At 58.7% G+C, this 13439-nt stretch carries 10 protein-coding genes and 2 tRNA genes; 11 read left to right on the forward strand and 1 reads right to left on the reverse strand.

All coding sequences use genetic code 11. The features are described 5' to 3' along the window. Positions 1–177 precede the first annotated feature (177 nt). The 11 genes from tig to OJHNALOF_RS14410 all read left to right on the forward strand — a co-directional run bounded on the left by tig (position 178) and on the right by OJHNALOF_RS14410 (position 12174). The gene (tig, locus tag OJHNALOF_RS14360; protein WP_094199066.1) at positions 178–1488 is read left to right on the forward strand and encodes a trigger factor; all 1311 of its coding nucleotides are present in this window, start codon (positions 178–180) and stop codon (positions 1486–1488) included. Positions 1489–1576: 88 nt separating this feature from the next. Further along, positions 1577–2200 carry an ATP-dependent Clp endopeptidase proteolytic subunit ClpP gene (gene clpP, locus OJHNALOF_RS14365; RefSeq protein ID WP_094199067.1) on the forward strand — a complete coding sequence of 208 codons (624 nt, stop codon included), beginning with the start codon at positions 1577–1579 and terminating at the stop codon, positions 2198–2200. Between the two features lie 82 nt (positions 2201–2282). Then, entirely contained in the window at positions 2283–3563 is a 1281-nt protein-coding gene (clpX, locus tag OJHNALOF_RS14370; RefSeq protein ID WP_165662443.1) for an ATP-dependent protease ATP-binding subunit ClpX, read from the forward strand. Positions 3564–3701: 138 nt separating this feature from the next. Next, on the forward strand, positions 3702–6053 hold the full coding sequence (gene lon, locus OJHNALOF_RS14375; protein ID WP_094199069.1) for an endopeptidase La: 2352 nt from the start codon (positions 3702–3704) through the stop codon (positions 6051–6053). Positions 6054–6228: 175 nt separating this feature from the next. Then, positions 6229–6519 (forward strand): HU family DNA-binding protein, encoded by a 291-nt coding sequence (locus tag OJHNALOF_RS14380; protein WP_165662602.1) that lies wholly within the window; start codon positions 6229–6231, stop codon positions 6517–6519. Between the two features lie 118 nt (positions 6520–6637). Beyond that, entirely contained in the window at positions 6638–8536 is a 1899-nt protein-coding gene (locus OJHNALOF_RS14385) for a SurA N-terminal domain-containing protein (protein ID WP_165662444.1), read from the forward strand. Positions 8537–8780: 244 nt separating this feature from the next. Beyond that, positions 8781–9422, forward strand: coding sequence for a UvrY/SirA/GacA family response regulator transcription factor (gene uvrY, locus OJHNALOF_RS14390; RefSeq protein WP_094199071.1), 642 nt, complete (start codon positions 8781–8783; stop codon positions 9420–9422). 20 nt (positions 9423–9442) lie between these two features. After that, positions 9443–11272, forward strand: coding sequence for an excinuclease ABC subunit UvrC (gene uvrC, locus OJHNALOF_RS14395; RefSeq protein WP_165662445.1), 1830 nt, complete (start codon positions 9443–9445; stop codon positions 11270–11272). Positions 11273–11320: 48 nt separating this feature from the next. Beyond that, a complete protein-coding gene (gene pgsA, locus OJHNALOF_RS14400) occupies positions 11321–11875 on the forward strand; it encodes a CDP-diacylglycerol--glycerol-3-phosphate 3-phosphatidyltransferase (RefSeq protein WP_094199073.1) in 555 nt (184 codons plus the stop codon). Between the two features lie 116 nt (positions 11876–11991). Next, positions 11992–12065 (forward strand) — tRNA-Cys (locus OJHNALOF_RS14405). 22 nt (positions 12066–12087) lie between these two features. Continuing rightward, positions 12088–12174, forward strand: a tRNA-Leu gene (locus OJHNALOF_RS14410). Between the two features lie 639 nt (positions 12175–12813). On the opposite strand, the gene OJHNALOF_RS14415 is transcribed toward OJHNALOF_RS14410, so the two are convergent. Beyond that, complete coding sequence (locus OJHNALOF_RS14415; RefSeq protein WP_094199074.1) at positions 12814–13341, reverse strand: DNA methyltransferase; 528 nt, start codon at positions 13339–13341, stop codon at positions 12814–12816. Positions 13342–13439: the final 98 nt, after the last annotated feature.

Below are 13439 nucleotides of genomic sequence, written 5' to 3' on the forward strand. Positions count from 1 at the left end.
CCATATCCTGCCCGTCGGTACGCCATCGTCCCTCGACGCTTGGAAAGCGCGCCGTTATAATGCCGCGTCTGTATTTTAGCGAAGACATCGTCTTCACCAGGATTCAAGGAGCAGCCCGGGCTGTTTCAAACATCACAGGGTCAGCACCGCCGTGCTGAAGAAAATTGAGGTAAAAGAATGCAAGTTTCTGTAGAGACGACCCAGGGCCTGGAGCGCCGCCTGACCATCACTGTTCCCGCCGAGCAGGTTACCGGTGAAGTGAACAGCCGCCTGCGTCAGCTGGCCAAAACCCGCCGTATCGACGGCTTTCGTCCTGGCAAGGCCCCGCTGACCGTTATCAAGAAAATGTTCGGTGCGTCCGTCGAAGCCGACGTGGCCGGCGAGCTGATGCAGCGCAACTTTTTTGAAGCCGTGATGAGCGAAAAGCTCAACCCGGCCGGCATGCCCGCCATGGAGCCGACCCCCATCAAGGCCGGCGAAGACTTTACCTTTACCGCCACCTTTGAAGTGTATCCGGAAGTGGAAGTGAAAGGTCTGGACGCGGTCTCCGTTGAAAAGCCGCAGGCCGAAGTCACCGACGCCGATCTGGACAACATGATCGACACCCTGCGCAAGCAGCATGCCGACTGGACTGAAGCCGACCGCGCCGCCGAAGACGGCGACCGGGTGACCATGAACTTCGTGGGCTCCGTAGACGGCGAAGAGTTCGAAGGCGGCAAGGCCGAAGACTTCGTGCTGGTACTGGGCTCCGGCCGCATGATTCCGGGCTTTGAAGACGGCCTGCTGGGCAAGAAGGCCGGTGACGAGTTCACCATCGAAGTGACCTTCCCCGAGGAATACCACGCCGAAAACCTGAAGGGCAAGCCCGCCAGCTTCGCCATCACCCTGACCAAGGTGGAAGCCCAGCAGCTGCCCGAGCTGACCGAAGAGTTCGTCAAGCGCTTCGGCATCGCCGATGGCACCGTAGACGGCCTGAAGGCCGAGGTGCGCAAGAACATGGAACGCGAGCTGGCCCAGGCCCTGAAAGCTTCCGTGAAGGAGCAGGTGATCGACGGTCTGCTGGAGCAGAACGAAATCGACGTACCCCAGTCCCTGATCGACGGCGAAGTGGACACCCTGCGCAAGCAGGCGCTGCAGCGCTTTGGCGGTATGGACGCCAAAAACGCCCCGCAACTGCCGGCCGAGCTGTTCAAGGATCAGGCCGAGCGTCGTGTACGCGTGGGCCTGCTGCTGGGTGAGCTGATCAAGACCAACGAAATCAAGGCCGACGACGCCAAGGTTCAGGAAATCATCGCTTCCATGGCTTCCGCCTACGAAGATCCGACCGAAGTGGTAGCCTACTACAACGACAACCCTCAGCTGCTGGAAAACGTGCGCAGCCTGGCCGTTGAAGATCAGGCCGTTGAGTTCGTGCTGTCTCAGGCCAAGGTGACCGACAAGCAGGTTTCTTTTGACGACGTGATGAACAAGCCGGGCGTTGGCGCTTAAGATCATTTGACTTAAGCATCAAGCTCTTGCGTATAATGGCCCCAGTGTATGTGCACTCGGGCCATTTTGTTTTAGGGACAAGAATCTTATGTCAGACAACCAGAATCCGATGATGGACGGACCCCTGGCCGCCCTGATCCCCATGGTGGTGGAGCAGACGGCCAAGGGCGAGCGTTCCTACGATATCTACTCGCGCCTGCTGAAGGAGCGGGTGATCTTCCTCACCGGCCAGGTTGAAGACCACATGGCCAACCTGATCTGCGCCCAGTTGCTGTTCCTGGAGTCGGAGAACCCGGAAAAGGACATTTACCTCTATATCAACTCGCCGGGCGGCTCGGTGACCGCGGGTATGTCCATCTATGACACCATGCAGTTCATCAAGCCGGACGTCAGTACGGTGTGCATGGGTCAGGCCTGCTCCATGGGTGCCTTCCTGCTCGCCGGCGGTGCGCCGGGCAAGCGTTTTGCCCTGCCCAACAGCCGGGTGATGATTCACCAGCCTCTGGGCGGCTTTCAGGGGCAGGCGTCGGACATTCAGATCCACGCCAAGGAAATTCTCTATATCAAGGAAAAGCTCAACCGCCTGCTGGCCGAGCACACCGGCCAGGATCTGGCGGTGGTCGAGCGCGATACCGACCGCGACAACTTCATGTCGGCGGTTCAGGCCAAAGAATACGGCCTGGTTGACGAGGTGCTTCTCAAGCGCGACTGAGCAAAGCGGGGCGGGGTGCTGTACACTGTGCAGTAGAGCCGACAGGGCTGAGCCCCGCGCTGTATCCACAAGAGGTGACTGAATGACAGACAAACGCAAGGGCGAAGGGGATGGCGGCAAACTGCTGTACTGTTCCTTTTGCGGTAAGAGCCAACACGAAGTACGCAAGCTGATCGCCGGCCCTTCCGTCTACATTTGTGACGAATGTGTTGAACTGTGCGAAGACATTATTCGTGAAGAGATCAAGGATATTTCGCCCAAGCGTGACGGCGACGCCCTGCCCACGCCCCACGAGATCCGTGCCCATCTGGATGATTATGTCATCGGTCAGGACCACGCCAAAAAGGTATTGGCGGTGGCGGTTTACAACCACTACAAGCGACTGCGCAATGCCGGCTCCACCGACGGGGTAGAACTGGGCAAGTCCAACATTCTGCTGATCGGCCCCACCGGCTCGGGTAAAACCCTGCTGGCCGAGACCCTGGCCAGGCTGCTGGATGTGCCCTTTACCATGGCGGACGCCACTACCCTGACCGAGGCCGGTTATGTGGGTGAAGACGTCGAAAACATCATTCAGAAGCTGCTGCAGAAGTGTGATTACGACGTGGAAAAGGCCCAGCGCGGCATTGTCTATATCGACGAAATCGACAAGATTTCCCGCAAGTCCGATAACCCCTCCATTACCCGGGACGTGTCGGGCGAGGGTGTGCAGCAGGCGCTGCTCAAGCTGATTGAAGGCACGGTGGCCTCGGTGCCGCCTCAAGGGGGCCGCAAGCATCCCCAGCAGGAGTTTCTGCAGGTAGACACTTCCAAGATCCTGTTTATCTGTGGTGGTGCCTTTGCCGGCCTCGACAAGGTGATTGAACAGCGCATGGACCACGGCACCGGCATCGGCTTTGGCGCCGAGGTCAAGGCCAAGGATCAGAAGGCTTCCCTGAGTGACATCTTCACTCGCGTGGAGCCGGAAGATCTGGTCAAGTACGGCCTTATCCCCGAGTTCATCGGTCGTCTGCCGGTGGTGGCAACCCTGACCGAGCTCGACGAAGACGCCTTGGTGCAGATTCTGTCCGAGCCCAAGAACGCCCTCACCAAGCAGTATGGTGCCCTGTTCGCGCTGGAAGACGTTGAGCTGGAGTTCCGTGACGACGCCCTGCGCTCCATCGCCCGCAAGGCCATGGAACGCAAGACCGGTGCCCGGGGCCTGCGCTCCATTGTGGAAGCCGTGCTGCTCAACACCATGTATGATCTGCCGTCCATGGACGACGTGTCCAAGGTGGTGATCGACGAAACCGTGATCAAGGGTGAATCCGACCCCATTCTCATTTATGAGAAGGGCGAGGCTCAGGCCGCTTCCGGCGACTGACCGCGGCTTTTTTGAGCTGATATAAGGGGCTTTATGCCCCTTTTTTCGTTTTTGCCGCCGTAGCGATTGAATCTTGCGATCCCGCCCCCATATACTCCCCCAAGCGCTTATAAATTGCATTCAAGCCGAGAGGACATTATGACCCTAGAGCGTTCCGAACGCATCGAAACTCCCGTCCTGCCTCTCCGTGACGTGGTGGTTTACCCCCATATGGTGATCCCGTTGTTCGTGGGCCGGGAAAAATCCATTCGCTGCCTGGAAGCGGCCATGGAGCAGGACAAGAAGGTACTGCTGATAGCTCAGAAAGATGCGTCCACCGACGATCCCGGTGTGGATGATGTCTACCAGGTCGGCACCGTGGCCAATGTGTTGCAGATGCTCAAACTGCCCGACGGCACTGTCAAGGTACTGGTGGAAGGCGCCCAGCGCGCCCGTCTGGAACAGCTGCGCGAAGAGGACGGCTACTTCGTGGCCGAGGCCCAGTACCTGGCCACTCAGGCCCTGGACGAGCGTGAGCAGGAAGTGCTGGTGCGCTCTGCCATTACCCAGTTTGAAGGCTACATCAAGCTCAACAAGAAGATTCCGCCCGAGGTGCTGACCTCGCTCACCGCCATTGAAGACGCCGCCCGCCTGGCCGACACCATGGCCGCCCACATGCCGTTGAAGCTGGAAGACAAGCAGAAGGTGCTGGAGATCGCCGACGTGGGCGAACGCCTCGAGTACCTGATGGCGATGATGGAAGCGGAAATGGATCTGCTGCAGGTGGAGCGCCGCATTCGCGCCCGGGTCAAGAAGCAGATGGAAAAGAGCCAGCGCGAGTACTATCTGAATGAGCAGATGAAGGCCATTCAGAAGGAACTTGGCGAGCTGGACGACGTGCCCGACGAATTCGAGGCGCTGCAACAGAAAATCGACGACGCCGGCATGACCGACGAAGCTAAGCAAAAGGCCGAGGCGGAGCTGGCCAAGCTCAAGATGATGTCGCCCATGTCGGCGGAGGCCACCGTGGTACGTGGCTACATCGACTGGATGGTGTCGGTGCCCTGGAAGAAAAAGTCCAAGGTGAAAAAAGACCTGGCCAAGGCCGAAGAAGTGCTCGACGCCGATCACTACGGCCTGGAAAAGGTCAAGGAACGCATTATCGAGTACCTGGCGGTGCAGAGCCGTACCAGCAAGCTCAAGGGCCCGATTTTGTGCCTGGTGGGACCGCCCGGCGTGGGCAAGACCTCCCTGGGTCAGTCCGTGGCCAAGGCCACCGGCCGCAAGTATGTGCGTATGGCCCTGGGTGGCGTGCGCGATGAAGCCGAAATTCGGGGTCATCGCCGCACTTATATCGGCTCCATGCCCGGCAAGCTGATCCAGAAAATGGCCAAGGTAGGGGTGCGCAACCCGCTGTTCCTGCTGGATGAAATCGACAAGATGTCGTCCGACATGCGCGGCGATCCGGCCTCGGCGCTGCTTGAGGTACTGGATCCGGAGCAGAACCACAGCTTTAACGATCACTACCTGGAAGTGGATTACGATCTGTCCGACGTTATGTTTGTGGCCACCTCCAACTCCATGCACATTCCCGGCCCGCTCCTGGACCGCATGGAAGTAATTCGGCTGTCGGGTTACACCGAAGATGAAAAGCTTAACATTGCCCGTCGCCACCTGCTGGCCAAACAGATCAGCCGTAATGGCCTGAAGGAAAGCGAAGTGGTGGTGGAAGACTCCGCCATTATCGGCATTATTCGCTACTACACCCGGGAAGCCGGGGTGCGCAGCCTGGAGCGGGAAATTTCCAAGCTGTGCCGTAAGGCGGTGAAGGAAATTTTGCTCAACAAGGACATCAAGCAGGTCGTTATCAATGGTGACAACCTGAAGAAGTATCTGGGCGTGGCCCGCTTTGACTACGGCAAGGCGGAAGAGAGCAACCAGATTGGTCAGGTGACCGGCCTGGCCTGGACCGAAGTGGGCGGCGATCTGCTGACCATTGAAGTGGCCAACGTACCGGGCAAGGGCAAGCTCAGCTATACCGGCTCTCTGGGCGACGTAATGCAGGAGTCCATTCAGGCGGCGATGACGGTGGTACGCTCCCGTGCCGAGAAATGGCGCATCAATGCCGACTTCTACGAAAAACGTGACATTCACGTGCACGTGCCCGAAGGCGCCACCCCCAAGGATGGTCCCAGCGCCGGTATCGCCATGTGTACCGCCCTGGTGTCCAGCCTGACCGGCAACCCGGTGCGGGCCGATGTGGCCATGACCGGCGAGATCACCCTGCGCGGCGAAGTGCTGCCCATTGGCGGCCTCAAGGAAAAACTGCTGGCGGCTCACCGGGGTGGCATCAAGCGGGTGGTGATTCCGGCGGAGAACGAGCGCGATCTGGAGGAAATTCCGGAAAACGTCAAGGGCGACCTGGAAATTCACCCGGTGCGCTGGGTAGACGATGTGCTGGAGCTGGCGCTGGAACAACCGCCGGAAGGCTTTGCGGTGGCGTCGGCCTGAGCTTTTTGACGACAGGCCGCGGTTTGAGGCTTGTCAGCGGCCAAGACTCGCAGTAGCCTTGGATTGCTTTGTGGCCGCCCTCAACACGGAACGATGCCAGCCCGCCGATGATGGGTTGTGCGCCGAGGGCGTCAATAACAACGATCAGGGTTGTGTCATCCGACCAACACCAAAAATGACAAGGGGAATGACAGTGAATAAATCTCAACTGATTGACAGAATCGCCGATGGCGCCGACATCACCAAGGCATCTGCCGGCCGCGCGCTGGACGCCTTCGTGGAAGCGGTGACCGAGACCCTGAAAGACGGTGACTCTGTCTCTCTGGTCGGCTTTGGCACCTTTGAAGTGCGTGAGCGTGCCGCCCGTACCGGCCGTAACCCGCAAACCGGCGCTGCCATTGAAATCGCCGCCGCCAAAACCCCGGCATTCAAGGCCGGCAAGGCACTGAAAGACGCCGTTAACTGAACACAGTGCGCCGGTTCCTGAAGAGCCGACGGGTCTGAATCCGAAAGGCGCATCCGGTGGTGCGCTTTTTTTCTTTCGGAAATGGCGGCGGTGCCGTCCACGGGAGCAACAACAACTTATGTTTTTCGACAAATTGAGAGAGGGTGCCCAGGGTACCACCTCCAAGATCATTCTGGGGGCCATCATACTGTCCTTCGCCCTGGCCGGGGTGGGCAGCTATGTGACGCGTCCGGTGCAGGAAGCGGCCGCCGTGGTCAACGGTGATGAAATTCCTGCCCAGACCCTGGAAAACGCCTACCGCAACGAACGGGCCCGTCTGGAAAGCCAGCTGGGTGAACAGCTCAGCCAGCTGCTGGCCGATCCTGCCTATGTGGAGCAGCTGCGCCGCTCGGTGCTGGAGCAGCTGGTGGAACAGCGACTGATCGATCAGAAAATTGCCGAGCTGGGCCTGCGCGCCAGCGATAAGCAGGTGCGCAACGCCATTCGTGCCCTGCCGGAGTTTCAGGTGGACGGCAAGTTTGACAACGACCGTTACCTGCAACTGCTGAGCCGCAACAACCTGAGCCCGGAGCAACTGCGTGACAGCATTCGCCAGGATCTGAACCGCCAGATGCTGCTGAATGCCGTGGTGGGCTCCTCGTTTTCCCTGGAAAGCGAGGCCGGCCTGCTGGATCGGCTGAGCCGTCAGCAGCGCAGTGCCGAGCTGGTGCGCCTGCCGTTGGCACAGTTTGAAGCCAACGCCGAGATCAGCGATGAAGACGCCGAGGCCTGGTATCAGGCGCACCCCGAGCAGTTTCAGCGCCCCGAGCAGGTGAAGCTTAACTATGTATTGCTGGATGCCGGCAATGTGTCTGCCGGTGATATCGACGAGCAGGCCATTGAAGACTATTACCGTGCCAACCAGGCTAGTTACTCCCGTCCCGAACAGCGCCGGGTGGCCCATATCATGGTGGCCAAGGATGATGACGCCGAGCAGAAGATTACCGCCCTTGCCGAACGCCTGGCCGCCGGTGAGGACTTTGCCGAACTGGCCCGTACCGAGTCGGAAGACGTGTTCTCCGGCGAAAACGGTGGCGAGCTGGAGTGGATGGAAGCCGGCACCCTGGATCCCGCCTTTGACGAAGCCGCCTTTGCCCTGAGCGACGAAGGCGAAGTGTCTGCTGTGGTGGAAAGCGACTTTGGCCTGCACCTGATCAAGCTGCTGGAAGTTCGACCGGCGCAAACCCGCCCGCTGGAAGACGTGCGTGACGCCATTGCCGAGCGCCTGGCCGCCGAGCAGGCCAGCGACGATTTCTATAATCGTGAGCAGCGGCTGGCGGAGCTGGCCTTTGAGTTTCCGGACTCCCTCGACATGGTCGCTCAGGAGCTGGGGCTGGAAGTGCGCTCTACCGACTTTATCTCTGCCGCCGCGGCCCCCGCCGAGCTGCAGGATCCGCGTGTGCTCACCGAGGCATTCTCAAGCCGCCTGCGGGAGCAGGGCATGAACTCGGATTTGATTGAGCTCGACGACAACACCGCCCTGGTGCTGCGGGTGCTGGATTATCAGCCCGCCGCCGTGCGTGACTTCGACGAGGTCAAAGATCAGGCTCGCGCCCTGGCGCTGAAAGACAAGGCCGCCGAACTGGCCGCCGAGGCCGCCGAGGCGCTGCAACAGCGCTGGGCCGAGGGTGACATCGACACCTGGCTGGACGAGCAGGGGCTGGAGCGGACCGAACTGGCCGCTCTGACCCGGGAAAGCCCCCAGCCGCCAGCCCTGCTGAACGCCCTGTTCGCCATGCCGGCACCGGAGAAGGCGCCTTCGCTGACCAGTCTGACCCTGGCCGACGGCGATCAGGCGGTGCTGCGCCTGACCGAGGTGGTGACCCCCGAGCAGCCTTCCGAGCAACTGGCACAAATTCGTCAGGGCCAGGGCCGGGTACAGGGACAGCGGGATTACCAGAGCCTGATCAGCGCCCTGCGGGCCGCTGCCGACATTGAATATCGTCAGCTGCCGAGCGAAGACGACGGCGTGTTCTGAACCTTGGTGGCAGAATCAACCATGACAACGGGCGCTTCGGCGCCCGTTTTTTTGGCCTGTTGTATCGATTCCGTTCTGCTTTGCCTTGCGCTTTGCCTGCACCGAGTTGCCAAGCCGCGTTGGATTTGATACTAAGGTATGTTCGCGCGGGCGGGGCAAGGTTGCCGGCCCGCGTTTTTCCATATGATGCGAAGCGTGGGTAATTGATATATGCTAAGCAGGCCACAGCAGTCGGAGAACAACTTTGATAAACGTATTCCTGGTTGATGACCATGAGTTAGTGCGCACAGGGATCCGACGCATACTGGAAGATATTAAGGGAATGAAAGTGACGGGCGAGGCCAAGAGCGGTGAGGAAGCCGTGCAATGGTGTCGTGAACATCATCCAGATGTCATTCTGATGGACATGAACATGCCCGGCATTGGTGGACTGGAAGCCACCCGCAAAATTTTGCGTTTCAATCCCGACGTCAAGATCATCGTACTGACGGTGCATACCGAAAATCCCTTTCCTACCAAGGTGATGCAGGCGGGAGCGTCCGGCTACCTGACCAAGGGCGCCGGGCCGGAGGAAATGATCAACGCCATTCGCCTGGTGCACAGCGGTCAGCGTTACCTGTCGCCGGAAATTGCCCAGCGCATGGCCCTGAGCCAGTTTTCCAACGAGGAAAACCCGTTCAAGGAGTTGTCTGAGCGCGAACTGCAGATCATGCTGATGATCACGCGGGGGCAGCGGGTAACCGACATTTCCGAGCAGCTTAACCTGAGTCCGAAAACCGTGAACAGCTACCGCTACCGCCTGTTCAGTAAACTGAACATTAACGGTGATGTAGAGCTGACGCACCTGGCCATTCGCTACGGCATGCTCGACGCGGAAAAGATCTGAGCCAGGGCTCAGGTAGTGCTATGAGTCAGCCGTTTGATGCCAGGGCCTTTCTCAAGGTCGTGACCGAGCAACCCGGCGTCTACATGATGTATGACGCCGGGGGCGAGGTAATCTATGTGGGCAAGGCCAAAAACCTCAGGAAACGGCTTTCCTCCTATTTTCGCGCCAGCGTCAGTGGCGAGAAGACCCGAGCCCTGGTGCGCCAGATTGCCGATGTGCAGGTGACGGTGACCCACACCGAAACCGAAGCGTTGATCCTGGAGCACAACCTGATCAAGCAGCACCTGCCCAAATACAACGTGCTGCTGCGGGACGACAAGTCCTATCCCTATATTCTGATCTCCGATCACACTCATCCACGCATCAACATTCACCGTGGCGCCCGCAAGAAACGGGGTGAGTATTTCGGCCCATACCCCAACGGCAATTCGGTGCGTGAAAGCCTGCATCTGATGCAGAAGCTGTTTCCGGTGCGTCAGTGCGAAGACAGTGTCTATGCCAATCGCAGCCGCCCCTGCCTGCTGTATCAGCTCAAGCGCTGTGCCGGCCCCTGCGTAAAGGGGCTGATCAGTGACAAAGAATATGCTCATCAGGTGCAACTGGCCCGGTTGTTTCTCCAAGGCAAGAACCAGCAGGTGTTGACCGATCTGGCCGACAGCATGGAGCTGGCCAGCCGCGAGCTGCGCTTTGAAGATGCGGCGCGCTTTCGTGATCAGCTGCAGGCTCTGCGCCGAGTCCAGGAGCAACAGTTTGTCAGCGGCAATGTGCTCGACAACCTCGACGTGATTGGCCTGGCCGCCGAGCGCAGCCAGGCCTGTGTGCAGGTGCTGTTTATTCGCCAGGGCAAGGTGCTGGGCGGGCGCAGCTATTTTCCGCGCATGGCCCCCGACACCGATTCGGAAGAGATCCTGCAAAGCTTTGTGCTGCAGTTTTACCTCTCCGGCATCAATGGCCGGGAAGCCCCCGCCGAGGTGCTGCTGGATCGCTCCCTGGCCGATGAGGAGCCGATCAGCGAGACCCTGAGCCAGCACTATGGCCGCCGAGTGCGGCTGCGCAGCGCCGTGCGCGGTGAGCGGGCCCGTTTTGTCAAGCTGGCCCGTACCAATGCGGAAACCGCCCTGGCCAGCCGGTTGGCCCACCGCAGCACCCAGCGGCAACGACTGGCTCAGTTGCAGGAAGTGCTGGGGCTGGCCGACATCGCGCGCATGGAGTGCTTTGATATCTCCCACACCATGGGCGAGAAAACCGTGGCGTCGTGCGTGGTGTTTGATCAGGATGGCCCGCGCAAGAGCGATTATCGCCGGTTCAATATCAGTGGCATCACTCCAGGGGATGACTACGCCGCTATGGAGCAGGCCCTGACCCGACGCTTTGATGGCGCCGATCCCGATACCCTGCCAGATGTGTTGTTTATCGACGGCGGCCTGGGCCAGCTCAGCAAGGCCGAGGCGGTGGTGGGGCTGGCGCTGGCCGACAGCCCGAAACAGCCGCTGCTGGTGGGGGTGGCCAAGGGCGTGACCCGCAAGCCCGGGCTGGAAACGCTGATCATGGGCACCAGCCACGAAGAGCGGCATTTGCCTGCCGATTTGCCGGCACTGCACCTGATCCAGCATATTCGCGACGAATCGCACCGTTTTGCCATTACCGGCCATCGGGCCCAGCGAGGCAAGGCACGCACCACCAGCAGCCTGGAGTCCATTCCCGGTGTCGGTGCCAAGCGCCGGCAGGCGTTGCTGAAATACCTGGGTGGCTTGCAGGAAGTAAAGCGCGCCAGCGTGGATGAGCTGGTCAAGGTACCCGGTATCAGCCGCGCGCTGGCAGAAAAGATTCACGATGCGTTGCATCACTGAGTGTCATCATGCACCATGTAACGGCATAGTCCCATGGTTTAAACAACAATGATAAATGTCCCCAACTCCCTGACGTTTTTTCGCATTCTGCTGATCCCCGTTTTCGTGGTGCTCTTTTACCTGCCGTTTCACTGGGCCTATTTCTGGGCCGCGGCGATATTTACCCTGGCCGCGGCCACCGACTGGCTGGACGGCTTTCTCGCCCGCCAGCTGAAGCAGGGCACGCCCTTCGGCGCCTTTCTCGACCCGGTGGCCGACAAGGTGATGGTGGCCACCGCCCTGGTGCTGATTGTGGAAGACTACAGCAGCCCGCTGGTGACCATTCCTGCCATGTTCATGATCGGCCGGGAAATTGTCATCTCGGCCCTGCGGGAGTGGATGGCCGAGCTGGGCCAGCGTTCCCGGGTGGCGGTAAGCTGGATTGGTAAATGGAAAACCACCATTCAGATGCTGGCGCTGATCGGCCTTATCTGGCAGCAAAGCATTTACATGATCTGGGCCAGCTATGTGCTGCTCTATGCGGCCGCCGGCCTGACCCTGTTCTCTGCCTACGACTACCTGCGCGCCGCCTGGGGTGACCTGACCGGCGACAACAAGGCGTAAGCCGGCAAAACAGGGCGTTATAGAATAAAAAATGGGCGAACGGCGCCAATTTACCAGAATACGGTTGACTGAGCGGCCGGGCCCATTAAAATGCAGCCCATATCAACGACTTCTTTGGCGCGTTAGCAAAGTGGTTATGCAGCGGATTGCAAATCCGTTTAGTCCGGTTCGATTCCGGAACGCGCCTCCATATTCCTCTCGAATACGTCTACGCCCGGATGGTGAAATCGGTAGACACAAGGGATTTAAAATCCCTCGCTCGCAAGGGCGTGCGGGTTCAAGTCCCGCTCCGGGCACCATGTAAATCAAGCAGTTAGCAAACTCTTCGCAGTATCCCACCTCGGTTTTCGATCTTCCCCAGTACATTATTCTCTATCTGTGTTCAGCCATTGGCGCCAGAACCCCATGACTAGCCTTTGCGCATTATAGTCTGCCCGCTCGTCCCCCTTACTTGGCTCACATTCGAGGAGAAATGCAGATTAACCTACCTTGTGAACCGAAAATAAGTCAGCCTCAGGTCTTCCTAAAGAAAATTCGGCCATGAGTACGCGGACTCATGGCGTTTAAACGCATTCGCCATCGCCCTGACGGAATCAGGCCCAGGGGAAAAATAAAGTGTTATTCACACTCAGCAGGTTGCAATCGGCTGAGTCTGAGGCTTTGCATTCGATCTGCAGCCCGGACACCAGGATTGCACTATGGTACTGCCGTCTTCCATGGTTCTCATGCCAAAGGATTCGTAAGCATAAAACACATGCTTTCCTTCACTATTGGAGCACTGCGGGCAGCTTTTAAGTCTACCGGACGAATGGTTATGGATGATGATGGACTCACTAAGCGAACGTTGACGGCTCTCACAAGTACCTGGCATGTTCATGCTCCAAGCTGGTTGAGGCAAGAGCTTATCATTGAATATTAATTAAATAAGTTATGTGCGATCAATCACATATCAAGTGACTAAGACCCTTGTCTATACCGAAGCGGTTGCCTTTGTCCCAGATAAACCAGGCATATTCACAGCTATCCGAGTTGCCACCTACAAATCTTGGTCTGGGAATAATAATGGGCGATTTATCAGGAAAACCTACTTTTTTCCAGAATGGCACTCTTCGTTTGCTACCCAGAAAGTTGACCCGTTGCAGATAGGCCATGGTGCCATCAGCGCTTAGCTCGGAAAGCGATTTTTCAATAAAAGCTTCGGTCAATGAGAAGGGCGGATTGGTGATGATGATATCCATTTTTCGGGTAAAGGTGGTTTGCAGGTAATCACGGCCCATCGCTATTTCCGCCCAGTGTTTTTGTGGTGCGGGCAGCCGAATATGATCCCAGATGGCATCGGTACCCCGGCATGGTTCAAGGAAATGATCCGTTTCCCTCATCTGCAGGCGGGAGATCAGGGCGGCTACAACTGTGTGAGGGGTTGGGTAAGACTCTCGTGGCACGACTTGGCCGTTGGTACTGCTCATGGCGTTCTCCTGTTTGGCGAAGGATCCTAAAACAGGATGTGCCCCGCGGCAAACGGCGCTATCGGTCAATTTTGATCAGACTGTTGACGGAAGCAGTC

Source organism: Oceanimonas sp. MB9, assembly GCF_011319775.1.
In the GTDB taxonomy this organism is placed as follows: Bacteria; Pseudomonadota; Gammaproteobacteria; order Enterobacterales; family Aeromonadaceae; genus Oceanimonas; species Oceanimonas doudoroffii.